Origin of the sequence: Hydrogenophaga sp. (genome assembly GCF_050250835.1) — a bacterium.
Classification (GTDB): Bacteria; Pseudomonadota; Gammaproteobacteria; order Burkholderiales; family Burkholderiaceae_C; genus Hydrogenophaga.
Genome location: NZ_JBFWNX010000012.1, coordinates 1 through 23,113, shown reverse-complemented (window position 1 = coordinate 23,113; position 23,113 = coordinate 1). Strand labels below are relative to the sequence as shown.

At 64.5% G+C, this 23,113-nt stretch carries 21 protein-coding genes; 6 read left to right on the top strand and 15 right to left on the bottom strand.

Going from position 1 to position 23,113, the window contains the following annotated elements:
• From ccoN to AB7F11_RS15030, 3 genes are all read right to left on the bottom strand, one after another.
• On the bottom strand, window positions 1–1,440 hold the full coding sequence (ccoN, locus tag AB7F11_RS15040) for a cytochrome-c oxidase, cbb3-type subunit I (RefSeq protein ID WP_428290897.1): 1,440 nt from the start codon (window positions 1,438–1,440) through the stop codon (window positions 1–3).
• A gap of 74 nt (window positions 1,441–1,514) precedes the next feature.
• Window positions 1,515–1,652, bottom strand: a complete 138-nt coding sequence (gene ccoS / locus AB7F11_RS15035; RefSeq protein ID WP_159606574.1) for a cbb3-type cytochrome oxidase assembly protein CcoS — start codon at window positions 1,650–1,652, stop codon at window positions 1,515–1,517.
• A 7-nt stretch (window positions 1,653–1,659) separates the two neighbouring features.
• Window positions 1,660–4,017, bottom strand: a complete 2,358-nt coding sequence (locus AB7F11_RS15030; RefSeq protein WP_428290887.1) for a heavy metal translocating P-type ATPase — start codon at window positions 4,015–4,017, stop codon at window positions 1,660–1,662.
• A 108-nt stretch (window positions 4,018–4,125) separates the two neighbouring features.
• On the opposite strand from AB7F11_RS15030, the gene AB7F11_RS15025 reads away from it, so the two are divergent.
• Window positions 4,126–4,569: a universal stress protein gene (locus AB7F11_RS15025; RefSeq protein WP_428290886.1), complete on the top strand. Its 444-nt coding sequence runs from the start codon at window positions 4,126–4,128 to the stop codon at window positions 4,567–4,569.
• 3 nt (window positions 4,570–4,572) lie between these two features.
• Here the strand turns inward: AB7F11_RS15025 and AB7F11_RS15020 are convergent, their stop codons facing one another.
• From AB7F11_RS15020 to AB7F11_RS14990, 7 genes are all read right to left on the bottom strand, one after another.
• Window positions 4,573–6,129, bottom strand: coding sequence for a malonate--CoA ligase (locus tag AB7F11_RS15020; protein ID WP_428290885.1), 1,557 nt, complete (start codon window positions 6,127–6,129; stop codon window positions 4,573–4,575).
• A gap of 36 nt (window positions 6,130–6,165) precedes the next feature.
• A complete protein-coding gene (locus AB7F11_RS15015) occupies window positions 6,166–6,933 on the bottom strand; it encodes an enoyl-CoA hydratase/isomerase family protein (RefSeq protein WP_428290884.1) in 768 nt (255 codons plus the stop codon).
• Window positions 6,930–7,919 (bottom strand): Bug family tripartite tricarboxylate transporter substrate binding protein, encoded by a 990-nt coding sequence (locus AB7F11_RS15010; protein ID WP_428290883.1) that lies wholly within the window; start codon window positions 7,917–7,919, stop codon window positions 6,930–6,932. Before AB7F11_RS15010 ends, AB7F11_RS15015 begins: the two co-directional genes overlap by 4 nt.
• A 31-nt stretch (window positions 7,920–7,950) precedes the next feature.
• Window positions 7,951–9,282: a malonyl-CoA decarboxylase gene (locus tag AB7F11_RS15005; RefSeq protein ID WP_428290882.1), complete on the bottom strand. Its 1,332-nt coding sequence runs from the start codon at window positions 9,280–9,282 to the stop codon at window positions 7,951–7,953.
• Complete coding sequence (locus tag AB7F11_RS15000; RefSeq protein ID WP_428290881.1) at window positions 9,279–9,947, bottom strand: GntR family transcriptional regulator; 669 nt, start codon at window positions 9,945–9,947, stop codon at window positions 9,279–9,281. The genes AB7F11_RS15005 and AB7F11_RS15000 overlap by 4 nt, the downstream gene beginning before the upstream one ends.
• Before the next feature lie 71 nt (window positions 9,948–10,018).
• Complete coding sequence (lgt, locus tag AB7F11_RS14995) at window positions 10,019–10,831, bottom strand: prolipoprotein diacylglyceryl transferase (RefSeq protein ID WP_428290880.1); 813 nt, start codon at window positions 10,829–10,831, stop codon at window positions 10,019–10,021.
• Between the two features lie 5 nt (window positions 10,832–10,836).
• Window positions 10,837–11,766, bottom strand: a complete 930-nt coding sequence (locus AB7F11_RS14990; protein WP_428290879.1) for a LysR family transcriptional regulator — start codon at window positions 11,764–11,766, stop codon at window positions 10,837–10,839.
• Between the two features lie 129 nt (window positions 11,767–11,895).
• On the opposite strand from AB7F11_RS14990, the gene ilvD reads away from it, so the two are divergent.
• The gene (ilvD, locus tag AB7F11_RS14985) at window positions 11,896–13,602 is read left to right on the top strand and encodes a dihydroxy-acid dehydratase (RefSeq protein WP_428290878.1); all 1,707 of its coding nucleotides are present in this window, start codon (window positions 11,896–11,898) and stop codon (window positions 13,600–13,602) included.
• Window positions 13,603–13,611: 9 nt separating this feature from the next.
• On the opposite strand, the gene AB7F11_RS14980 is transcribed toward ilvD, so the two are convergent.
• Window positions 13,612–13,857, bottom strand: coding sequence for a TIGR04438 family Trp-rich protein (locus AB7F11_RS14980; RefSeq protein WP_428290877.1), 246 nt, complete (start codon window positions 13,855–13,857; stop codon window positions 13,612–13,614).
• Between the two features lie 122 nt (window positions 13,858–13,979).
• On the opposite strand from AB7F11_RS14980, the gene AB7F11_RS14975 reads away from it, so the two are divergent.
• On the top strand, window positions 13,980–14,285 hold the full coding sequence (locus tag AB7F11_RS14975) for a c-type cytochrome (protein WP_428290876.1): 306 nt from the start codon (window positions 13,980–13,982) through the stop codon (window positions 14,283–14,285).
• 72 nt (window positions 14,286–14,357) lie between these two features.
• Here the strand turns inward: AB7F11_RS14975 and acs are convergent, their stop codons facing one another.
• Window positions 14,358–16,352: an acetate--CoA ligase gene (gene acs, locus AB7F11_RS14970; RefSeq protein WP_428290875.1), complete on the bottom strand. Its 1,995-nt coding sequence runs from the start codon at window positions 16,350–16,352 to the stop codon at window positions 14,358–14,360.
• Between the two features lie 185 nt (window positions 16,353–16,537).
• On the opposite strand from acs, the gene AB7F11_RS14965 reads away from it, so the two are divergent.
• Entirely contained in the window at window positions 16,538–17,140 is a 603-nt protein-coding gene (locus AB7F11_RS14965) for a TIGR00645 family protein (protein ID WP_428290874.1), read from the top strand.
• A gap of 3 nt (window positions 17,141–17,143) precedes the next feature.
• Here the strand turns inward: AB7F11_RS14965 and fumC are convergent, their stop codons facing one another.
• The gene (gene fumC, locus AB7F11_RS14960) at window positions 17,144–18,529 is read right to left on the bottom strand and encodes a class II fumarate hydratase (protein ID WP_428290873.1); all 1,386 of its coding nucleotides are present in this window, start codon (window positions 18,527–18,529) and stop codon (window positions 17,144–17,146) included.
• Between the two features lie 132 nt (window positions 18,530–18,661).
• On the opposite strand from fumC, the gene AB7F11_RS14955 reads away from it, so the two are divergent.
• Together AB7F11_RS14955 and murI are read left to right on the top strand one after the other, a co-directional pair.
• Window positions 18,662–20,215 (top strand): fumarate hydratase, encoded by a 1,554-nt coding sequence (locus tag AB7F11_RS14955; protein ID WP_428290872.1) that lies wholly within the window; start codon window positions 18,662–18,664, stop codon window positions 20,213–20,215.
• A complete protein-coding gene (murI, locus tag AB7F11_RS14950) occupies window positions 20,212–21,012 on the top strand; it encodes a glutamate racemase (RefSeq protein WP_428290871.1) in 801 nt (266 codons plus the stop codon). Before AB7F11_RS14955 ends, murI begins: the two co-directional genes overlap by 4 nt.
• 3 nt (window positions 21,013–21,015) lie before the next feature.
• On the opposite strand, the gene AB7F11_RS14945 is transcribed toward murI, so the two are convergent.
• A complete protein-coding gene (locus tag AB7F11_RS14945; RefSeq protein ID WP_428290870.1) occupies window positions 21,016–22,329 on the bottom strand; it encodes an MFS transporter in 1,314 nt (437 codons plus the stop codon).
• A 63-nt stretch (window positions 22,330–22,392) separates the two neighbouring features.
• The gene (locus tag AB7F11_RS14940; RefSeq protein WP_428290869.1) at window positions 22,393–23,016 is read right to left on the bottom strand and encodes a DUF6806 family protein; all 624 of its coding nucleotides are present in this window, start codon (window positions 23,014–23,016) and stop codon (window positions 22,393–22,395) included.
• Between the last annotated feature and the right edge of the window lie 97 nt (window positions 23,017–23,113).

Here is a 23,113-nt window from a genome sequence, read left to right as displayed (position 1 = left end):
TCAGGCATGGGCGGGATTGATGGCGGGAATGCGCACTTCCTGCGCCTGTCCGCTGCGCGCGGTCATGACCGTGTTCCACAACATCACCAGCATGCCGCCGAGGTAGAGCAGGCCACCGAGCAGGCGGATCACGTAAAAGGGGAAGGTGGCCTTGACGGATTCGACAAAGGTGTAGGTCAGACTGCCATCGGGGTTGACCGAACGCCACATCAGGCCTTGCATCACCCCCGCAATCCACATGGCGGCGATATAGAGGACGATGCCAATGGTGGCCACCCAGAAATGGATTTCGATCGCAGGCACGGAATACATCTTCTTCTGGCCATACAAACGTGGAATCAGGTAGTACATGGAACCCATGGTCACCAGACCCACCCAGCCCAGCGCGCCGGAGTGCACGTGGCCCACGGTCCAGTCGGTGTAGTGGCTCAGGGCGTTCACCGTCTTGATGGACATCATCGGACCCTCGAAGGTCGACATGCCGTAGAACGAGAGCGAGACGATCAGGAAACGCAGAATCGGGTCGTCGCGCAGCTTGTGCCATGCACCCGAGAGGGTCATGATCCCGTTGATCATGCCGCCCCAGCTCGGAGCGAGCAGGATGAGCGAGAACACCATACCCACCGACTGCGTCCAGTCGGGCAACGCGGTGTAGTGCAGGTGGTGCGGGCCGGCCCACATGTAGGTGAAGATCAGCGCCCAGAAGTGCACGATGGACAGGCGATACGAGTACACGGGCCGCTCGGCCTGCTTGGGGATGAAGTAATACATCATCCCGAGGAAGCCCGCCGTGAGGAAGAAGCCCACGGCGTTGTGGCCGTACCACCACTGCACCATGGCGTCCTGTACACCAGCGTAGGCCGAGTACGACTTGAACAGGTCCACCGGCAAGGCCGCACTGTTGACGATGTGCAGCATGGCCACGGCGAGGATGAAGGCGCCGAAGAACCAGTTGGCCACGTAGATGTGGCGCACCTTGCGCAGGCCGATGGTGCCAAAGAACACGACCGCGTACGCGACCCACACCACCGCAATCAGCAGGTCGATCGGCCATTCGAGTTCGGCGTATTCCTTGCCCTGGGTCAGGCCCAGCGGCAGGGTGACCGCTGCCAGTACGATCACCAGCTGCCAACCCCAGAAGGTGAAGGCGGCCAGGCCGTCGGAGAAGATGCGCGTCTGGCAGGTGCGCTGCACCACGTAGTAGCTGGCGGCGAACAGGCCACAACCGCCAAACGCAAAGATCACCGCGTTGGTGTGCAGCGGCCGCAACCTTCCATAGGACAGCCATTCAATGCCGAGATTGAGCGAAGGCCAGGTGAGCTGGGCGGCGATGATCACGCCCACCAGCATGCCGACCACGCCCCACACCACCGTCATGATGGCGAACTGCCGAACCACTTTGTCGTTGTAGACCGTCGCCTGGCCGGCCTTGCTTGTCATGGACATACAGAACTCCTCGCAAATGTCACTGTTGCCAGTGTGCGCAAGGTGGTCTGTGAGCACCTTGACCTAGGTCAATCGCTCTTCAGGATGCGTTCACCCTCGCGCTCGATGTTGTCGAACTGACCCGATTGCAGTGCCCACCAGAAGACACCGATGATCCCGAACACCAGCAGAACGGACAACGGGATGAGCAGGTACAGGATGTCCATAAGGCTTTCAGTCGGTTTGGCGAGTCAGCCGCAAGGCATTGCCGATCACCAGCAGCGAGCTGGCAGCCATGCCCAGACCCGCCAGGGCCGGCGGCATGTAGCCGGCAAGCGCCAACGGGACGCTGATGGCGTTGTAGGCCGCTGCCCAGGCCAGGTTCTGACGCACGATGCGCAGGGTCGTGCGCGCGTGCCGCAAGGCGAGCACGACGTCCATGACCTGTCCACCCTGAATGACGAAGTCCGATTGCGCCTGAGCCAAAGGCGCCGCATGGCCGAGGGCGAAAGACGTGTCTGCCCGAGCCAGAACGGGGCCATCGTTCAGGCCGTCGCCCACCATGGCCACCTTCAGGCCAGCGGCCTGCAAATCCGCCACCTCAGCGAGCTTGCGCTCGGGCGTGGCACCGGCGATGACGTGGTCCACACCCACCGCCTCACCAGCCCGCGCCGCCGCCTCAGCTCGATCGCCCGACAGCAACCAGGTGCGCACGCCCATGGCGCGCAAGGCCGAGACAGCGTCGCGGGCATCGGCTCGCAGCGACTCCTGCATCACGAAGCTGGCCAGCCAGCCTTGCGCATCGCTCAGGTGCACCGTGGGTGAACCGTCGCCCTGCCGCACCGCTGCACCACAGAAGCCCGCCGATCCCAGGCGTACCACCCTGCCGTCAGCGCCCTCCGCCTGCATGCCCTGCCCCGCCACTTCGCCGCGCGCCGACAGGGGCGGCACTGGCAGCAGTCGTTGGCTGGCCTCGGCAGCGATGGCCCGTGAAACCGGGTGCAATGAACCTTCCGCCAGCGCTCCGGCCAGGGCCAGCGCATCGTCGCGCGACACACCCGACCGCGTGATCACGTCCCGAAGAGCGAGCCCTTCGTGGGTCAGCGTGCCGGTTTTGTCGAACACCACCGCGTTGACGCCTGCCAGCGCCTCGAAAGCTTGCAGCCGGCGCACCAGCACCCCGCGCCGCGCCAGCGCTCCAGCCGCGGCAAGCATGGCCGCAGGCGTGGCCAGCGAAAGCGCGCAGGGGCAGGTGACGATGAGCACCGCCACGGCCACGGCGAGCGCCTGGGTGTGGTCGATCTGCCACCAATACCAGCCCGCGAGGGTCGCTGCCAGCATCACCAGCACGAGGAACGGCGCAGCCACGCGATCGGCCAGCACCGCCAGCCGAGGCTTCTCGGTGGACGCCTGCTCCATCAGTCGCACGATCTGCGCAAATCGGGTGTCCGCTCCCACACGCACCAGGCGCACCAGCACCGGGCCGCCCAGATTGAAACTGCCCGCCACCAGGCCCTGACCGCGCTCGCGCGACACCGGGTGCGACTCACCGGTGAGCAGGGCCTCGTCCACCGTGGCACGCTCGCTGAGCAGCTCACCATCCGCAGGAAAAGCCTGACCAGCGGAGATCCGCACCACGTCGCCCGGCACCAGGCGGCGGATGGACACGGTCTCGAAAGCGCCAGCGGCGCCCCGTCGCTCGCATGCCTGTGGCAGCCGGTTCATGAGGCTGTCGAGCGCGCCGGCGGTGCGGTCGCGCGCCTTGTGCTCCAGGTAGCGCCCCCCCAGCAGGAAGAACACGAACATGGTGAGAGAGTCGAACCAGACTTCGGAGCCCCAGGGTCCAGACGGATCGAAGGTGGCCGCCGAACTGGCCAGGAAGGTGATCAGGATGCCGACGGACACCGGTGTGTCCATGCCGATGCGGCCGCGCCGCAGGTCGCGCCAGGCGCTGCGAAAGAAGGGCCCGCTGGCAAAGAACACCACCGGCAGGCAGATCACCCAACTGGCCCAGCGCAGCAACTGCTCAATGTCCGCAGGGATCTCGCCGGGCTCGGTCACGTACGCCGGCCATGCGTACATCATCACCTGCATCATGCACAGGCCGGCGACGAAAAGTCGCCAGAGCGCCTGGCGTGTCTCCAGCAGGCGCTGGCTGATGGAAAGCGCCTGTTCCATGGGCAGCAAGCGGTAGCCGGCGGCACCGACGGCGCGCGCCAAAACCGACATCTGCGTGGCCGTCGGGTCCCAGCGCACGCGCAGGCGGCGCGTGGCCGCATGCACCCGGGCCTGGCGCACGCCGGGCAGGTCCTGCAGCGCGGACTCCACCGCATCGGCACAGGCAGCGCAGTACATCCCTTGCACCATCAACAGCGAATCGGCCAGGATGTGGCCATCTTCCTCGTTCACGTCGGTGAACGCTTTTTGCTCCACCGGGTCGTCGAGCACAGCGAAATCGTCGGTGACGGTCAGCGGTCCGCGATGCGCGCCCAGCCAGTCCGTCGAACCCGCGGAACGCTCGGGGGACGGGGGGGCGGACGTTGCGTCGGCGAGCCGAAGCCCAACCGGCAGCGTGGCGGAGGCCTGATTCATGGCCGTAGGGTATGGCGTGTCTTGTTTCATGCCGTTGACATATGTCAACCACAGGTGGCCTCAGTTTGCTACGCTGAGCCTCCAGCACACAACTTCGAGGAGCACTCCATGTACAAACGCATCCTGGTGGCCACCGATGGCTCGAAACTCTCGCAACAGGCCGTGGAGCATGCCATCAATCTGGCCGATCTCACCGGTGCCGAGGTGGTGGCGCTGAAGGTGGTTCCGCGTTATCCGCAGACCTATTTCGAAGGCGGCGTGGCACTGGCCGCTGCCGAGGTCGCCCGCATCGAGAAGCAGTGGCAGGAAGAAGCCATGGCCGCGGTCAATGCGGTGAAGTCGGCCGGTCAGTTGCGCGAGGTCAAGGTCAAGCCGGTCACGGTCAAGTCGGACCTGATCGCCGAAGCCATCATCGCCGCAGCCAAGCGCAACAAGTGCGACCTGATCGTGATGGCATCGCACGGGCGCCGCGGCATCAAGCGACTTCTGCTGGGCAGCGAGACGCAGCAGGTGTTGACGCATTCGCACACCCCCGTTCTCGTGTTGAGGTAGACCTCAGCGCGAAAAGCTGCTTTTGTACTGCTCTCGCAGCAGATTCTTCTGGACTTTTCCCATGGTGTTGCGCGGCAGGTCGGGCACGACCACGCAGCGCTTGGGAATCTTGAAGTTGGCCAGGCGGGCCTTGAGCGCGGCCACCACCTGATCGGGCTCGACCTTTGCGCCCGGCTTGGCGATCACCACCGCCACGCCCACTTCGCCGAAGTCCGGGTGGGGCACGCCCACCACTGCACTCTCGGCCACGCCGGCCATTTCGTTGATGCAGCCCTCAATCTCAGCCGGGTAAACGTTGTAGCCGCCCGAGATGATGAGATCCTTGCTGCGGCCGACGATGCTCACATAGCCCCGTTCGTCGATGCGCCCCACGTCGCCGGTCTTGAAATAGCCGTCGGCCGTGAACTCCTCGGCGGTCTTTTCGGGCATGCGCCAGTAGCCCTTGAACACATTGGGTCCGCGAACCTGGATGCCGCCGATCTCGCCTGAAGGCACCGGCAGACTGCTTTCGTCCACCACGCGCAGCTCGATGCCGGGCAACACGAAGCCCACCGTGCCTCCACGCCGCTCGGACTGCCCGCCGTGGCGTGCATCTGCTGCATACGGGTTGGAGGCAATCATCACCGTTTCACTCATGCCATAGCGCTCCAGAATGGTGTGGCCGGTGCAGGCCTTCCATTCGTCGAAAGTCTCGATGAGCAGCGGTGCCGAGCCCGAGACGAACAGGCGCATGTGAGCCACCTGCTGTTTCGTGAGCCTCGGGTCGGCGAGCATGCGCACATACAGCGTGGGAACACCCATGAACACGGTCGCACGCGGGAACAGCTCCACCACCGCACGCGGATCAAAGCGATTGAGCCAGAGCATGGGGCTGCCATTGATCAGCGCCCCGTGGATGGCCACGAACAGACCATGCACGTGAAAGATCGGGAGCGCGTGAATGAGCACGTCGTCCGGCCGCCATCCCCAGTACTGGCGCAGCACCTGCGCATTGCTCAGCATGTTGCCGTGCGAAAGCATGGCGCCCTTGCTGCGCCCGGTGGTGCCGCTGGTGTAAATGATCACGGCCAGGTGGTCGGCGCGCCGCACGGCCGGTGTATGCACATCGCTGTGGTGCGCAGCGCGGTCCAGCAAAGTGCCGCTGCGATCTTCGTCAAGCGTGTACACGTGGCGCGTGCCAGCCTTGAAGGCGATCTTGGACACCCAGCCGAAATTGGCTTTGCTGCACACCACCACGGCAGGCTCCGCATTGCCGATGAAGTACTCGATCTCACCTGCCTGGTAGGCGGTGTTGAGCGGCAGAAACACATGGCCTGCGCGCAGCGTGGCCAGGTAGAGCACCAGCGCCTCCACCGATTTCTCCACCTGCACGGCGATGCGCGATCCGGCGGGCAACTGCAGCGAGTCGAGCAGGTTGGCCATCATCGCGCTGGCGCGCTCCAGGTCACGCCAGGAATAGCGCAGGCCGGCATGCTCGCCACCCACGGTTTCGACGGCGGTGGCTTCCAGGTCGGCGGGAAACGCCGCACGCAGGGCAACAAAGAGGTTGTGGTTGTCCATGAGGATGCTGTGAACGTTGCTGAAACTCAAAAAAACTCAGAACACGGCTCGGCGCTTGTTCAGGAAAGCAGTTACGCCCTCCCGATGCTCGTCGCCATCGGCGTAACGATAGGCATGATCGAGCAAACCGGCGGGTGGCTCGATACCGACCAGGGCCCGCATCGCCTGCTTGTTCAGGCGGGCCGCCCGGGGCGCCAGGGCAGCGATGCGCAGCGCGCGATCGTGCGCCTGTGCGGCCACCATCTGACCAGGCAGCACCGCATGCAGAAAACCCCGCGCCTTCATTTCACTGGCCTCCAGCACGGCGGCCTCCAGCAGCATTTCCCGCGCCGTGGCAGCGCCCGCTTCGCGCAGCACCAGTTGAGCCTCGCGCGGGGCCATGGGGAAACCCAGCCGCGCGATTGGTGCGCCAAAGCGAGCCGATTCAGCGGCCAGCCGGATGTCGCAGCAGCAGGCGATCTCCACACCTGCCCCCATGCAATGCCCTTCGATCTGCGCCACGATGGGAATGTCGCAGGCCAGCATGGCGCTCAGGCCGCCCCACACATCACCTTCGTGAAACGCTCGCAAGCTGGCTTCCTCGAAACGGAAACCGGGGTACTCGGCAATGTCGCCACCGGCACAGAAGTGCCCGCCCTCCCCGGCCACGATCACGCAACGCAGGTCTTCGCGAGCCGAGAGCATGTCGAAGACCGACCGCAGTTCACGCCACATCGCGCGCGACATGGCGTTGAACTTGGCAGAATGGCTCAACGTGACCCGAGCCACCTGACCTTCCACGTCGAGTCGAACCCGGCCGCTCATTCGAGCTTGGCGCCCGAAGCCTTGACCACCTGCGCCCACTTCTGAATCTCACCTTTCACGAAGGCGTCGAACTGCGGGCCGCTCACGTTCGCGAACTCGGCGCCCTGGCTGGCCCAGACCGCTTTGGCTTCGTCGGTGCTGACGGCTTTGCGGATTTCCTCGATCGCGCGTGCCTGAGCTTCCGCAGGCGTTCCCTTGGGCGCCCACACGCCGTACCAGGTCGTCACGTTGTAGTCTGGCAAGCCCATTTCGGCTGCACAGGGCACGTCGGGCAAGGCTGCGCTGCGCTGCTTGCCCGACACCATCAAGGGCTTGATGCGTCCGCCCTTGATGTGGCCTGCAGAGGAACCGAGGCCGTCGAACATCACGTCCACCTGACCTGCGATCAGATCGTTGAGCGCCGGGCCAGCGCCCCGGTAGGGAATGTGGGTGATGAAGGTGTTGGTCTGCTGCTTGAACAACTCGCCGGCCAAGTGATGTGAAGTGCCGCTGCCGGCCGAGGCGTAATTGAGCTTGCCCGGGTTGGCCTTTACCTGCGCCAGGAATTCCTTGAAGTTTGCCGCCGTCACGCGCTTGGGATTGACCACCACCACCTGCGGAACGCTGGCCACCAGAATCAGCGGCACCAGATCGGTCTCAAGGTTGTAGTCCAGCTTGGGGTACATGCTGGGCGCGATGGTGTGGTGCACCGCCCCCATGAAGAGGGTGTAGCCGTCCGGCGTGGCCTTGGCCGCAATGCCTGCTCCGAGCGTGCCGCCTGCACCGCCCCGGTTGTCGATCACCAGCGACTTGCCTGTCAGCCGCGTGAACTGCGCGCCCATGGGCCGCGCGAATGCGTCGGTACCACCCCCGGCAGGGAAGGGAACGATCATCGTCACCGGCTTGGTGGGCCAGGTCGACTGGGTGTGTCCCGCTGTGCTGTAGAGCGCGGCGCCCGCCACGGCTGCTCGCAAGATGTCCCTACGGTTCAGGCTTTGATGATCCATGCAGTTGTCTCCTGTGGTTGAAATGGCGGTTTCAAAGGTAGTGGTCTTTGATGGCCGCTGCTATCGGGATTTTTCCCTGCGCCAGCCAGGCGCGGTGTTTGTCCAGGCGCTTGAGATCGTAGAGGTAGTTCACCATCAATCCATGCGACTGCTTCAAGCCCTTGGGCGAGGGGTCGGCGGCCCAGTTCAGGCGTTCCACGCGAGCGCCATTGCCCAGGTGGAACCGCGCCACCGCATCCAGCGGCTTGCCGTCCTGCATCTCCTGGCCCAGGTAGCGCGCTGCCCAGCCCATCAAGGTCCGGCGATCTTCCGAGCCTTCCGGCAGTTCGTCTGCACGCTCCCAGGCTTTGAGCAGTTCGGTGGGTGCGGTCTTGTTCAGCCAGGCGCGAAGGCCAGGAATGGGTGAGAGTGTGGCAAAGGTCTTGAGGCGCGGAAACTCCTGGTGCAGCGTCTCCACCACCCGTTTGATCAGCGAGTCGCCGAAGCTCACGCCGCGCAGGCCGGTCTGGGTGTTGCTGATCGAGTAGAAGATGGCGGTCGTGGCGCGATCGAGATCGGCGGGTGCGGCGGACTCGTCCAGCAGTGGCGTGATGCTGTCGGCAATCTCGTTGGTCAGCGCCACTTCCACAAAGATCAGCGGCTCCTCGGGCAGGCGCGGGTGGAAGAACCCGTAACAGCGGCGATCACTGTCAAGGCGGTTCTTCACGTCGGTCCAGCTGCGGATGTCGTGCACGGCTTCATAGCGGATGAGTTTTTCCACCAGCGAGGCGGGTGAATCCCAGGTGATGCGGCGCAACTCCAGAAAGCCCACGTCAAACCAGGTGGAGAACATGTACTCCATCTCCACGTCCAGCGCGAGCAGGCGCTTGTCGCTCTTGAGGTGCGATTGCATTTCGGCACGCAGGTCGACCAGAAACCGCACGCCGTCGGGGTTGGCGCTGAAGCGTTGCAGCAGCCGCCTGCGCGGCGACACGGTGGCGCGCCTGTAGAGCACTTCAGCGGCGGCTTCGTCGGGCGTGCCCACGGCGGCGGCGTACTGTGCCTGAGCCTCTTTCACCTGCAGCGGATCGGCCACGAAGCGCTCGCTCATGAGCAGCCACAGGTCGCGCCGATGCGGCGGCGCGGCGCTGGCATACCAGTCCATCATGGCCTGAGCACGGCGCCCTCCCTCCACTTCGCTCACCAGTGGATCGACGATGGACTTGAGGTCCTTCAAAGACTGGCGCAAGGCGCGCGGCGACATGGCCTCGTCGTCCTGGCGCAACGTGGCCTTGAGCCGTTCCTGGGTAGAGCGTGGCGGGACCGCTTTTTTGGGCGCTCGCAGCCGCGAGACGCTCTGGCTCAGCCATTCGGTGGTGTTCATGCCATGAGCCTCGATGCCTGGCTGCGCGCGAGCTCACGCAGCGCCACACGCTGCCGCGTCAGGTGCGTGCGCATGGCGGCTTCGGCGCCCTCGGCATCGCGCGCCTTGAGTGCAGCAAACACCGCCATGTGTTCAGACAGACTTTGATCCAGCCGGCCCGGCGCGTGCAACTGTTGCAACCGAGCCAGCTTGACGAGCTTGCGCAGATCGCCGATCACCTGCGCCAGCCATCGGTTGTTGGCCAGGGTGATGATGGCTTCGTGGATGGCGAAGTTGGCCTCGTAGTAGTCGGTGATGCGCCGCGCTCTGGCGCTTCGGTTGAGGCGCTCGTGGAGCTGCTCCAGCGCGACGAGCTCGGCGTCGCTTGCGTTGTTGGCGGCCTCGAAGGCGCAACGACCCTCCAGCAGCGCCAGCACAGGGAAGATTTCGTCCAGGTCGCGCTCGGTGATCTGGCTGACAAAGCAACCTCTGCGCGGCTCGTGGCGCAACAGCCCTTCGGCGGTGAGCACCTTGAGGGCTTCGCGCAGCGGCGTGCGCGAGATGGACAAGGAAGCACACAATGCCGGCTCATCAATGAAGCTGCCGGGCGGCAGGTCGCCCGAGAAGATGCGTTCCCGCAGCTTGGCCGCTACTTCGTCGTGGAGGGAGTTGAGCACCAGTCGCATCCGTAATGATCTGTAATTACAGATAATTTTAAGAAGCCGTCCTCATCCGTCACCCGGTATTTACCCTGCCCTCAGACGGACGGCGAGCGGCGCCCGAACCACCACCAGAGGAACACACCACCTGCGATCATGGGCACGCAAAGCCACTGCCCCATGCTCATGCCCAAGGCGAGCAGGCCCAGGTGGGCGTCGGGCTCGCGGAAATATTCGGCGATGAAGCGAAGCACGCCGTAGCCCAGCAGAAACACCGCCGACACCTGCCCGCGCGCACGCTCCTTGCGCGCATACAGCCAGAGCAGCACGAAGAGCAGCAAGCCCTCCAGCAGGAACTGGTACGCCTGCGAGGGATGGCGCGGCAGGTCGCCAGCGCCACGGAACACCATGCCCCAGGGCAGCGACGGGTCGGCCACGCGCCCCCACAGTTCGCCATTGATGAAGTTGCCCACGCGCCCCGCTGCCAGGCCCGTCGGAACGCAGGGTGCCACGAAGTCCATGACCTGCATGAAAGGCCGCTGCCGGCTGCGCGCATACCAGACCATGGCCACCATCACACCGATCAGGCCGCCATGGAAGCTCATGCCGCCCTGCCAAACCGCAAAAACCTCCAGCGGGTTGGCCAGGTAGTAAGCGGGCTTGTAGAACAGGCAGTAGCCGATCCGGCCACCGGCCACCACACCCAGCACACCAAGGAAAAGGATGTCTTCCACGTCGCGCCGCGTCCAGGGGGCTGGTTGCATGACGCCGGCAAACGGCGGATGGTTCAGGCGCAGGCGGCCAAGCAGCAGAAACAGGCCGAACGCTGCGAGGTAGGTCAGTCCATACCAGTGGATGGCGAGGGGCCCGATCTGCAGGGCCACGGGATCAATCTGGGGGTGTTGAAGCATGAGGCCTATTGTGGCAGGGCACTTTTGGCAAATTCGACCAAGTGTCCCAGCGCCGGGCTCACCACGTCTGAGCGCCACACCAGGCTGGTTTCGCATGCCGGCAGCGAACGACCGCGCGGCAGCGCCGGGCTGCGGTAGACCACGCCCGTGCGCTGGAACTGACGCACGCTCTGCGGCACCCAGGCAATACCCAGCCCGGCCGAGACGAGGTTGACAATGGTCTGCATCTGGATCGCTTCCTGCGCCACTTGCGGCACGTGACCGGTGGCGTGGTAGAGCTTGAACACGGCGTCATGCACCGAAGGCAGGATGCGACGCGGGAAGATCACCAGCGGCTCGCCGAGCAGCGCCGCCAGCTTCGGCGCCTCCAGCGCAGCCAGCGGGTGCGATTCGGGGATGGCCACCACCAGCGGCTCACTGGCGATGCGCATGTGAGACAGACCTGCAAGGGCAAAGCCAGGTGAGTGCAGCATGAAGCAGGCATCCGCCTCGCCGCTGGCCATCAGGTCGAGCTGGACATCACCCGTGGCCTCCGTGAGCTCCAGCGCCACCTGCGGCCAGCGCTGGCGAAAAGCCCGCACCCAGCGCGGCAGCAGCTCGTAGCCCACGGTAGACACGAAGGCCAGTCGAAGGCGCCCCAGTTCGCCGGCTGCAGCGGCGCGGGCCAGTTCGGGCAGGGCATGCGCGCGCACCAGCAGTTCGCGAACCTCGGGCAACAGGGCCATGCCCGCCGGCGAGAGCGCGACACTGCGCTTGGTGCGCTCGAACAGACGCACCCCCAGGATCTGCTCCAGCCCCGCGATGGCCTGGGTGAGCGGTGGCTGGGTCATGTGCAGGCGAAGGGCCGCACGACCGAAGTGCAATTCCTCGGCGAGCGCGACAAACTGGCGCCACTGCCTCAATTCAATCCGCAGCTGATTTCCGACGTCTCTCATATGCAGTACATATTAGTCCACGCCACCAAACCAATTGGAAACAGCGCGACTCGTGACGCATACTCCCCGCTGGCACGGGCCAGCGAACGCGCGGCTCTCTCCCTCCCACCGCCCTACGACGAGACAACCATGGCCGACAAGAAAACCATTCCGATCCAGCCGATCAACCACCGCAGCGCCCACATCACCCAGGGCAAGTCGCGCGCGCCCAATCGCTCCATGTACTACGCCATGGGCTACCAGGAAGGCGATTTTTCCAAGCCCATGGTGGGCGTGGCCAATGGCCACAGCACGATCACTCCGTGCAACTCGGGCCTGCAGAAACTGGCCGACGCGGCGATTGCCGGCATCGAGGAAGCCGGCGGCAACGCCCAGGTGTTCGGTACGCCCACGATTTCCGATGGCATGGCCATGGGCACCGAAGGCATGAAGTACTCGCTGGTAAGCCGCGAGGTGATTTCCGACTGCATTGAGACCTGCGTGCAGGGCCAGTGGATGGATGGCGTGCTGGTGGTGGGCGGTTGCGACAAGAACATGCCCGGAGGCCTGATGGGCATGCTTCGCGCCAACGTGCCCGCCATCTATGTATACGGCGGCACCATCCTGCCCGGCCGCTGGAAGGATCAGGATCTCAACATCGTCAGCGTGTTCGAGGCCGTGGGCCAGAACGCCGCAGGCAACCTGAGCGACGCCGACCTGCGCGAGATCGAGATGCATGCGATTCCCGGCACCGGTTCCTGTGGCGGCATGTACACCGCCAACACCATGTCGTCGGCCTTCGAAGCGCTGGGCATTTCGTTGCCCTACTCCAGCACCATGGCCAACCCGCACGACGAGAAAATGAACTCGGCGAAGGAATCGGCCAAAGTGCTGATCGAGGCCATCAAGAAGGACATCAAGCCGCGCGACATCGTCACCCGCGAGGCCATCGAAAACGCCGTGGCCGTGATCATGGCCACCGGTGGGTCCACCAACGCCGTGCTGCACTTCCTGGCCATCGCTCACGCGGCCGAGGTCGAATGGACCATTGACGATTTCGAGCGCATCCGCAAACGCACGCCCGTGTTGTGCGACCTCAAACCGAGTGGCAAGTACCTGGCCGTGGACCTGCACCGCGCCGGCGGCATCCCGCAGGTCATGAAGGTACTGCTCAACGCCGGACTGCTGCACGGCGATTGCATCACCATCAGCGGCCAGACGATTGCAGAAGTGCTCAGGGATGTGCCGGACGTGCCGCGCTCGGATCAGGACGTGATTCGCCCGATCGACAAGCCGATGTACGCGCAGGGCCACCTGGCAATCCTCAAGGGCAACCTCAGCCCCGAAGGCGCGGTGGCCAAAATCACCGGCCTGAAGAAGCCCGTGATGACCGGCCCGGCGCGCGTGTTCGACGACGAGCAGTCGGCCCTGCAGGCGATTCTTGACGGCAAGATCAAGGCGGGTGACGTGATGGTGCTGCGCTACCTGGGCCCCAAGGGCGGCCCCGGCATGCCCGAGATGCTGGCACCCACCGGTGCGCTGATCGGCGCAGGCCTGGGCGAGAGCGTGGGCCTGATCACCGATGGCCGTTTCTCGGGCGGCACCTGGGGCATGGTCGTGGGCCACGTGGCGCCAGAGGCGGCTGCTGGCGGCACCATCGCGTTCATTCAGGAGGGTGACAGCATCACCATCGACGCGCACCAGTTGCTGCTGGAACTGAATGTGCCGGAGGCCGAGATCGCCAGGCGCCGAGCCACATGGACGGCGCCGGCCCCGCGCTACACGCGCGGCGTGCAGGCCAAGTTCGCGTTCAATGCCGCCAGCGCCAGCAAGGGTGCCGTGCTCGACGCGTATTGACGCAGGGCATCAGCGCGAGCGCCTCTTGGTCTTGATGCCGAGGTTCTCGCGCTGCCTGTCGATTCGATCCTGCTTCTTCTGGTCCATTTTCTCCATGGCCTTGCGCCGCGTGTAGCCGGTGGTGTCGGCCCATATCCACCAGAGCACTGCCATTGCAAAAGGCGAGAGCACCCACCACCACGAGAGGTCGGTGGCGAAGCCGAACTCCAGGTACTTCATCAGCATCAGGATCAAGCCTGCGATCAGGAAATACATCACACCCTCCAGTAAAGGCCCGGCAAAGCCGACAAGAAACTGTAACCGGTCGTTTCCCGAGGGGCCTGACTCGGTAAAATTGCGGCATGCCGATCCCGGCATCACTCACAAGGACAATCCCCATGAAACGTGCTTTGCTGATTATGGCCGCCATCACCACCCTGGCGGCGCCCGCCATGGCCGACGAAGCCCTGGCCAAGAGTAAGAACTGCATGGCCTGCCACGCAGTGGACAAAAAGCTCGTGGGCCCCTCCTACAAGGACGTGGCCAAGAAGTACGCAGGTGATGCCAAGGCCGTCGACGCGCTGGCTGCCAAGATCATCAAGGGCGGCTCCGGCGTCTGGGGTGCCATTCCCATGCCCGCGAACACGCAGGTCAGCGAAGCTGACGCCAAGAAGCTCGCGGCCTGGGTGCTGAGCCAGAAGTAATCTTCAGTTTCGCCCACAAAAAACCCGCTGATAAATCCAGCGGGTTTTTTCTTGTCCGAGGTTTTCTACGGGTCAGTTGTTTTCCGACAGCTGATCCAGGATCGCGGGATTCTCCAGTGTCGAGGTGTCCTGCGTAATGGCTTCGCCTTTGGCGATGGAGCGCAGCAGGCGGCGCATGATCTTGCCCGACCGCGTCTTGGGCAGGTTGTCGCCAAAACGGATGTCCTTGGGCTTGGCGATCGGTCCGATTTCCTTGCCCACCCAGTCACGCAACTGCTTGGCGATGGCTTTGGCCTCGTCGCCGGTGGGGCGCGAGCGCTTGAGCACCACAAAAGCCACGATGGCTTCGCCAGTGAGGTCGTCGGGGCGACCCACCACGGCCGCTTCGGCCACCAGGTCGGTCTTGCCGACCAGGGCGGATTCGATCTCCATCGTGCCCATGCGGTGGCCCGAGACGTTGAGCACATCGTCGATGCGGCCGGTAATGCGGAAGTAACCCCGGTCGGCGCTTCGCACCGCACCGTCGCCAGCCAGGTAGTAGCCGTTGAGCTCGTCGGGGAAGTAGCTCTTCTTGAAGCGCTCCGGATCGCCCCAGATGGTGCGGATCATCGAGGGCCAGGGCTTCTTCACCACCAGAATGCCGCCCGCGCCATTGGGCACGTCGTGGCCAGCCTCGTCGACGATCGCTGCGGCGATGCCGGGCAACGGCAGCGTGCACGAACCCGGCACCAGGGGCGTGGCCCCAGGCAGCGGTGTGATCATGTGACCGCCGGTCTCGGTCTGCCAGAAGGTGTCCACGATCGGGCAGCGCTCGCCACCCACGTGCCGGTAGTACCACATCCAGGCCTCGGGATTGATGGGCTCTCCCACCGAGCCGAGCAGGCGCAGGCTTGAGAGGTCGGAGCGCGCCGGGTGCACTTTTTCGTCGCCTTCGGCGGCCTTGATCAGCGAGCGGATGGCCGTCGGTGCGGTGTAGAAGATGGTGCACCGATGCTTCTCGATCATCTGCCAGAAGCGCCCTGCATTCGGGTAAGTTGGCACGCCCTCGAACACGATCTGCGTCGCGCCGGCAGCCAGAGGGCCGTAGGCCACATAGGTGTGGCCGGTGATCCAGCCGATGTCGGCTGTGCACCAGAAGATATCCTGGGGCTTCAGGTCGAAGGTCCAGTTCATCGTGAGGTGAGCCCACAGCAGGTAGCCGCCGGTGCTGTGCTGCACGCCTTTGGGTTTGCCAGTTGACCCCGAGGTGTAGAGCACGAAGAGCGGGTGTTCAGCGCTCACCATTTCTGCGGGGCACACGTCGGATTCCCTGGCCATCACGTCGTGCAGGAAGCTATCGCGCCCGGCCACCATGTTGCAGGCCGTTGGCGTGCGCTGGAAGACGATGACGTTCTTGATCGAATCGCAACCACCCATGGCAATGCCATCGTCCACGATGGCCTTGAGCGGCAGCTCCTTGCCGCCGCGGAGCTGGTAGTTGGCGGTGATGACGGCAACCGCACCCGCGTCCTGGATGCGCTCTTGCAGCGCCTTGGCCGAGAAGCCTCCAAACACCACGCTGTGGGTGGCACCGATGCGCGCGCAGGCCTGCATGGCGACCACGCCTTCCACCGTCATGGGCATGTAGATCACCACGCGGTCGCCCTTTTTGACGCCACGCGCCTTCAGCGCATTGGCAAAGCGCGAGACCTTGCCCAGCAACTCCTTGTAGGTGACCTTCGTCACCACGCCGTCATCGGCCTCGAAGATGATCGCCGTCTTGTTTTCCACCGGCGTGCCCATGTGCCGATCCAGGCAGTTGTAAGAGGCATTGAGTTCGCCGTCTTCAAACCACTTGTAGAAGGGCGCCCTGGAGCTGTCCAGCGTCGTGGTGAATGGCTTGTGCCAGCTCAGCGTTTCGCGCGCCAGACGGGCCCAGAAACCTTCGAAATCCTTGTCCGCTTCGGCACACAGCGCCTGGTAGGCTGCCATGCCCGACACCCGGGCAGCCTTCTGAATCGCCTCGGAAGGTTCAAAAACTCGGTTTTCGACCAGGGTGGATTCAATGGACGACGAAGGCGCTGACATGGACTGTCTCCTAGGTGGTGTTGCCGGAAGCGTGACAGCCGGGGACTGTGCGCAAAGGCTCTTACGAGCCACTTACATGGCACCGGGCTGCTGGGGAAAAGCCCGAATATACGACCAGACGCGGACCTACAATACGGCCACTTCGCGCTGGCCCGTTTCGGGCCGTCCCAACCTGCCCGCCATCCATGACCGAACCCGTCAAAACGCCCGCCTCTGTGCGCGCGCTGCCCAACCTGATCTTCGCCAGCCGCTGGCTGCAGTTGCCCCTCTACATCGGACTGATCGCAGCGCAGGCGATCTATGTGTTCCATTTCTGGGTCGAGCTGGTGCACCTGATCGAGGCCGCCTTCGGCAGCCAGGTGGCACTGGACAAGCTGATTCACAGCATCGGCTACAAGAGCGATGTCCAGCTCACGGGGCTGAACGAGACCGTCATCATGCTGGTGGTGCTGGCCCTGATCGACGTGGTCATGATCTCCAACCTGCTGATCATGGTGATCGTGGGCGGCTACGAGACCTTCGTGAGCCGCATGCACCTGGAGAACCACCCCGATCAACCCGAATGGCTCAGCCACGTGAACGCCTCGGTGCTCAAGGTCAAGCTGGCCACGGCCATCATCGGCATCAGCTCCATCCACCTGCTCAAGACCTTCATCAACGCAGCCAACTACGACGAGAAGGTGCTGATGTGGCAGACCATCATTCATGTGGTCTTTCTTCTCAGTGCCATGGCCATCGCCATGACCGATCGACTGATGGCACACCCGGCGCCCAGGGACGAGCACTGAGCCTCAGCGCCCCACCATCTGCTCGGGGCGCACCCACCGATCGAACTGCTCGGCCGTGACGTGGCCCGACGCGATGGCGGCCTCGCGCAGGCTGGTGCCCTCCCGGTGCGCCTTTTTCGCAATGAAGGCCGCATTGTCGTAGCCGATGTGCGGGTTGAGTGCGGTCACCAACATCAGCGACCGGGCCACCAGTTCCGCCATGCGCTCGCGCTCGGGCTCGATGCCCACTGCGCAGTGGGCATCGAAGCTCTTCATGCCGTCAGCCAGCAGGCGCACGCTCTGCAGAAAGTTGTGCGCCACCATGGGCCGGAAGACGTTCAGTTCAAAATTGCCCGAAGCACCGCCGATGTTGATGGCCACGTCGTTGCCGAAAACCTGGGCGCAAAGCATGGTGACTGCCTCGCTCTGCGTGGGGTTCACCTTGCCGGGCATGATCGACGAGCCCGGCTCGTTTTCCGGGATGCGCAGTTCCCCGATGCCGCTGCGCGGCCCGCTGGCCAGCCAGCGCACATCGTTGGCAATCTTGTTCATGCTGGCCGCGAGGGTTTTGATCGCGCCGTGCGCATGAACCAGCGCATCCACGGAAGCCAGCGATTCGAATTTGTTGGGTGAGGTCACGAAAGGCAGGCCTGTGAGGGCAGCCAGTTCACGTGCCACACCTTCGGCATATCCCCGAGGCGCATTCAAACCTGTGCCCACCGCCGTGCCGCCCAGGGCAAGTTCGCACAGGTGCGGCAGTGCGTCGCGCACGTGCCCCTCACCATGGGCGAGTTGCGCCGCCCAGCCCGATATCTCCTGGCCCAGGGTCAATGGTGTGGCGTCCTGCAGGTGGGTGCGCCCAATCTTCACGATGTCGTCGAAATCGGCCGCTTTCTTCTCCAGGGTGCCACGCAGGCTGGCGATGGCGGGTAGAAGGCTGTGCGTGAGCGACGCGACGGCCGCGACATGCATGGCGGTGGGGAACACGTCGTTGCTCGACTGGCTGCGGTTCACATCGTCGTTGGGATGAACCAGGCGGGCCTCGCCACGTTCACCGCCCAGCAACTCGCTGGCGCGGTTGGCCAGCACTTCGTTGACGTTCATGTTGGTCTGGGTGCCCGAGCCGGTCTGCCAGACCACCAGAGGGAACTCTGCCTCGTGATGCCCGGCGATGACTTCGTCGGCCGCCGCCGCGATGGCCTGCGCCTTGTCGGCCGGCAGCAGCCCCAGTTGGTGATTGACCACCGCACTGGCTCGCTTGACTTGCGCCAGCGCGTGGATGATCTCGCGCGGCTGGCGCTCCCCGGAAATGTCGAAGTTCTGCAGCGAGCGCTGGGTCTGCGCACCCCACAGGCGCTCGGCAGGGACCTCGATGGGGCCGAAGGTGTCGCGCTCGATGCGAATGCTCATGGGGGTTCTCCAACGGTCGTACGTCCGGAGGTGCGACCTGTCAAAATGCGGGTTGCGCTTACCGTAGCAGAAATTGCTCCGATGCCGCCAGCGCAGCATCGGTTTCCCCCGCCCTCTTCCCCTTCCCACGCCATGACCACGAGCATCCGCCAGAACGATCTGATCGAATCCGTTGCCGCCGCCCTGCAATACATCAGCTACTACCACCCGGCGGACTACATCGCTCATCTCGCACGCGCCTACGAGCGCGAGCAGAGCGCCGCCGCCAAGGACGCCATCGCGCAGATCCTCACCAACAGCAAGATGAGCGCGACCGGCCACCGCCCGATCTGCCAGGACACCGGGATCGTCAACGTGTTCCTCAAGGTCGGCATGAACGTCAGGCTCGACGGCTTCACCGGTAGCCTCGAAGACGCCATCAACGAGGGCGTTCGCCAGGGCTACAGCCACCCCGACAACCAGTTGCGTGCCTCGGTCGTGGCAGACCCGCAGTTCGCGCGCAAGAACACCTGGGACAACACGCCCGCCGTGATCTTCACCGAGCTTGTGCCCGGCGACACCGTGGAGGTGACGGTGGCCGCCAAAGGTGGCGGCAGTGAGAACAAGAGCAAGATGATCATGCTCAACCCGGGCGACTCGGTGGTCGACTGGGTGCTCAAGACCGTGCCCACGATGGGCGCCGGCTGGTGCCCGCCTGGCATGCTGGGCATCGGCATCGGTGGCACGGCCGAAAAGGCGGTGCTGATGGCCAAGGAAAGCCTGATGGACGACATCGACATGTACGAGCTGCAGGCGAAGGCCTCGAAAGGCGAGAGGCTCAGCCAGGTCGAAGAGCTCCGCCTGGAGCTGTACGACAAGGTGAATGCGCTCGGCATCGGCGCGCAAGGCCTGGGCGGCCTCACCACCGTGCTCGACATCAAGATCAAGATGTACCCCACGCACGCGGCCAGCAAACCCGTGGCCATGATCCCCAATTGCGCCGCCACCCGCCATGCCCACTTCGTGCTCGACGGCAGCGGCCCTGTGTACCTCGATGCGCCCAGCCTGGACCTGTGGCCCAACGTGAACTGGGTGCCCGACACCCAGAAGAGCCAGCGCATTGACCTGAACAAGCTCACCAAGGCCGAGGTGGCCAGCTGGAAGCCCGGTCAGACCCTGTTGCTCAACGGCAAGATGCTCACTGGCCGGGACGCTGCGCACAAACGCATTCAGGACATGCTGGCCAAAGGCGAAAAGCTGCCGGTGGATTTCACCAACCGTGTCATCTACTACGTCGGTCCGGTCGATCCCGTGCGCGACGAAGCGGTGGGGCCCGCCGGTCCCACCACTGCCACCCGCATGGACGGATTCACCGACATGATGCTGGCGCAAACCGGCCTGATCGCCATGATCGGCAAGGCCGAGCGCGGCCCGGTCGCCATCGAATCCATCAAGAAGCACCAGAGCGCCTACCTCATGGCCGTGGGTGGGGCGGCCTATCTGGTTTCCAAAGCCATCAAACACGCCAGGGTGGTGGGTTTCGAAGACCTGGGCATGGAAGCCATCTACGAGTTCGACGTGGTCGACATGCCGGTCACGGTGGCCGTGGACGCGGGTGGCACCAGCGCTCACATCACCGGTCCGGCCGAGTGGCAGCAGCGCATCGCCACTGGCGAGTTCAAGGGCATCAGCCTCGCCGCCGCTTGAAGACAGTCGGCGTTTTCGACAGCGGGGTTGGCGGCCTGAGCGTGCTGCGCGCCTTGCTCTCGGAACTGCCCGGCACGCGCTTCGTCTACGTGGCCGACAGCGCACACGCGCCGTATGGCGAGCGCACGGCCTCAGAAGTCTCGGCACGCACCCATCGCATTGCCGCGCACCTGCGCGAGACCCATGCCATCGACGCGCTGGTGCTGGCCTGCAACACCGCCACCGCGCAGGCCATCGACAGCCTGCGCGAGCGGAATCCGGATCTCCCTGTCATCGGCGTCGAGCCAGCGCTCAAACCAGCCGCCATCAGCAGCCGCAGCGGACACATCGGCGTGCTGGCCACGCGGGGCACCCTCGATAGCGCACGTTTCGCGCAGTTGCGCGAACGGCAGCTGGCGGGCGCCACTCGGGCCCTGCAATTCAGTTGTCAGCCCTGCGACGGTCTGGCCGATGCCATCGAGAGGCACGACACACCCGCCATCTTGGCCTTGAGCGAACGCAATCTCCACGCGCTTCGCGAGCAGGCAGGGCCTGACATGGACACCCTGGTGCTGGGCTGCACGCACTACCCGTTTGCCGCCGACGTTCTGAGCCACCTGTGTGGGCCGTCGGTGGTGCTGATGGATACCGGCATGCCGGTGGCCCGCCGCACGCGTGAGGTCTTGGGTGAAAGCTCCACGGACACAGGATCGGCCAGCCCACCCGTGCTTGCGTCCACGGGTTCGCCTGAAGCTTTGATGCAGGCCGCACGACGCTGGTTGAACATCCACAGCGCCGCGCAAGCCTTGCAAGCCTGAATTTCAGTGGGCAGGGGATGCCTCAACCAGTGCGGCCGCCCGCCCGCGCGCCATGTTCACTGGCATCAATAGCGCCAGGCCGATCAGGAACAACACGGCGGTAAAACCGATGGCCAGCCGCTGGTTGCCCCCCGTCATCCAGGTGATGGCGCCATAGCTGAGCGGGCCGATGATGCTGGCCACGCGCGTGGCGAAGGTCCACAGGCCAAAGAATTCCGCCAGTTGGGCAGGTGGCGCGAGCATGCCAGCCATGGCGCGACCCGAAGACTGGCTCGACCCCATGCACACGCCGGCAATGGCGGCGGCGTACCAGAATCCGCCTTTGGTGGTGGTGATGGCCGCGATGACGCAGGTCGCCACCCAGCCCACCAGCGTGATGCCCAGCGCCAACTTGTGACCCAGGCGATCCTGCCAGTAGCCAAAGGCCAGGGCACCCAGCGCCGCGGCGACGTTGAGCACGAAGATCAGCACCATGGTTTCCTGTTGCACAAAGCCGATCACCTGCTCGGCGTAGATCGCCGCCAGTGTGATCGCCACGGCCACCCCACCCTGGTATGCCGCCACGCAGGCCAGCAGCCACATGAAATCCCGGTATCGGCGGGCCTGTTGGAAAGTGCGCCGCAACTGGCGCAGCGACTCGCGCCAACCTCCCGCCCCCGCCGGTCCGGTGACGGGCTGCGCTCGCTCGCGCAGCAACACCAGCGTGAACAGAGCGGCGATCCCGAACACGCCGGCGGTGATCCACATCGTCACGGGCACGAACTCAGCCGCCACCTGTCCTTGCGCTTGTGCCCAAAGCACGTAGCCCAGGCACAGGCCGAGCGCCAGCATGCCGCCCACATAGCCCAGACTCCAGCCCCAGCCGCTGACGCGTCCCATCGCCTGAGGCCGTGCCAGTTCGGGCAGGAACGACGCCACCAGCGATTCGCCCCAGGCGAAGAACACGTTGGAAACCATGATGAGCATCATGCCCAGCGCCACCGCGCCAGGCCCCACCAGGCCCAGCGCAGCGGTGCTTAGCACGCAGCCCACGGTGGTCAGCATCAGCAGGCGCTTTTTGGCCGCATGCCGGTCGGCCCATGCGCCCATGGCCGGAATGGTGAGCATCACGATGAGGTGCGAGACGCTCAGCGAGAGTGTCCAGGCGAAGGTAGACCAGGATTTGCCACCGGCCACCGCTCCCACGAAGTAGGCGGCGAACACCGCCGTGATCACCACCGTGGTGTAGCCCGAGTTGGCAAAGTCGTACATCGCCCAGCCGAACACCTCGCGCTTGCGCACGCCGGGGTTCAGGGCATTGGTGGAGAACAAAGCCATGCGCGCTCCAGTGTTCGGGTCAATCGCCCCGTGTGGTGCCGCAACGCCAGGTTGCGCGAAGCGTCAATGGAGATGGCGCGGCTTGCGAGGCCCGCCGTGGCCAGAAGAGCCGCCGAAGCCGCGCGGCGGCTTGCCAAGCTGCATGGAACTGACCAGCGCATCGAAACGCTGCGTGAAGAGCTTGTCGATCGAGGCAACCACATCGCCCAGTTCGGACGGGTCAAAGTGGCGTTCCATCACATGCAGCACATCCTGCACCAGCAGGTCGCGCTGGACCTGCATGATGGCCGCAGGCGTGGGGCCCACGAAGCACATCAGGAAGTCGTCGCGTGCTTCTTCTTCGGACGATTCATCTTCCTCGTCATACTCGGCGTCATAGAACGAGACCTCCAGCGGAGCACCTGCCGAGGCGATTTCGTTGAGGCCCATGCAGGCTTCTTCGATCGCCTGGCGAAAATCCTCGTCGCCAGGTACCGTCCAGCAGATCTGCAGTACATGGGCTTCCGCATCAAAGCGGATGCCAGGCTCGTCTTCGTAGCTGCTCTCGGCGGCTGCCGCCAGTGATCGCGCACCAGCGTACTGCCACAAGGGCTTGAGCGCGTCCTGGATCTGACCAAAGACCACGTCCTCGCGCAGCGGAACGTCGCCGTGCACATGGATTTCGAAGGGCGCGTTGTATCGGGTCATGGAAACTCACTGTACCGGCGAAACCGGAAAAAACCTAGCCTGGTGCCTCGAAGCGGACTTGAACCGCTAAGTCGTTTTCACGACGGGGGATTTTAAG

Excerpts from the sequence above, each read along its gene's own strand:
- ccoN (WP_428290897.1), bottom strand. The coding sequence starts at position 1,440 with ATGACAAGCAAGGCCGGCCAGGCGACGGTCTACAACGACAAAGTGGTT.
- ccoS (WP_159606574.1), bottom strand. The coding sequence starts at position 1,652 with ATGGACATCCTGTACCTGCTCATCCCGTTGTCCGTTCTGCTGGTGTTC.
- AB7F11_RS15030 (WP_428290887.1), bottom strand. The coding sequence starts at position 4,017 with ATGAATCAGGCCTCCGCCACGCTGCCGGTTGGGCTTCGGCTCGCCGAC.
- AB7F11_RS15025 (WP_428290886.1), top strand. The coding sequence starts at position 4,126 with ATGTACAAACGCATCCTGGTGGCCACCGATGGCTCGAAACTCTCGCAA.
- AB7F11_RS15020 (WP_428290885.1), bottom strand. The coding sequence starts at position 6,129 with ATGGACAACCACAACCTCTTTGTTGCCCTGCGTGCGGCGTTTCCCGCC.
- AB7F11_RS15015 (WP_428290884.1), bottom strand. The coding sequence starts at position 6,933 with ATGAGCGGCCGGGTTCGACTCGACGTGGAAGGTCAGGTGGCTCGGGTC.
- AB7F11_RS15010 (WP_428290883.1), bottom strand. The coding sequence starts at position 7,919 with ATGGATCATCAAAGCCTGAACCGTAGGGACATCTTGCGAGCAGCCGTG.
- AB7F11_RS15005 (WP_428290882.1), bottom strand. The coding sequence starts at position 9,282 with ATGAACACCACCGAATGGCTGAGCCAGAGCGTCTCGCGGCTGCGAGCG.
- AB7F11_RS15000 (WP_428290881.1), bottom strand. The coding sequence starts at position 9,947 with ATGCGACTGGTGCTCAACTCCCTCCACGACGAAGTAGCGGCCAAGCTG.
- lgt (WP_428290880.1), bottom strand. The coding sequence starts at position 10,831 with ATGCTTCAACACCCCCAGATTGATCCCGTGGCCCTGCAGATCGGGCCC.
- AB7F11_RS14990 (WP_428290879.1), bottom strand. The coding sequence starts at position 11,766 with ATGAGAGACGTCGGAAATCAGCTGCGGATTGAATTGAGGCAGTGGCGC.
- ilvD (WP_428290878.1), top strand. The coding sequence starts at position 11,896 with ATGGCCGACAAGAAAACCATTCCGATCCAGCCGATCAACCACCGCAGC.
- AB7F11_RS14980 (WP_428290877.1), bottom strand. The coding sequence starts at position 13,857 with ATGTATTTCCTGATCGCAGGCTTGATCCTGATGCTGATGAAGTACCTG.
- AB7F11_RS14975 (WP_428290876.1), top strand. The coding sequence starts at position 13,980 with ATGAAACGTGCTTTGCTGATTATGGCCGCCATCACCACCCTGGCGGCG.
- acs (WP_428290875.1), bottom strand. The coding sequence starts at position 16,352 with ATGTCAGCGCCTTCGTCGTCCATTGAATCCACCCTGGTCGAAAACCGA.
- AB7F11_RS14965 (WP_428290874.1), top strand. The coding sequence starts at position 16,538 with ATGACCGAACCCGTCAAAACGCCCGCCTCTGTGCGCGCGCTGCCCAAC.
- fumC (WP_428290873.1), bottom strand. The coding sequence starts at position 18,529 with ATGAGCATTCGCATCGAGCGCGACACCTTCGGCCCCATCGAGGTCCCT.
- AB7F11_RS14955 (WP_428290872.1), top strand. The coding sequence starts at position 18,662 with ATGACCACGAGCATCCGCCAGAACGATCTGATCGAATCCGTTGCCGCC.
- AB7F11_RS14945 (WP_428290870.1), bottom strand. The coding sequence starts at position 22,329 with ATGGCTTTGTTCTCCACCAATGCCCTGAACCCCGGCGTGCGCAAGCGC.
- AB7F11_RS14940 (WP_428290869.1), bottom strand. The coding sequence starts at position 23,016 with ATGACCCGATACAACGCGCCCTTCGAAATCCATGTGCACGGCGACGTT.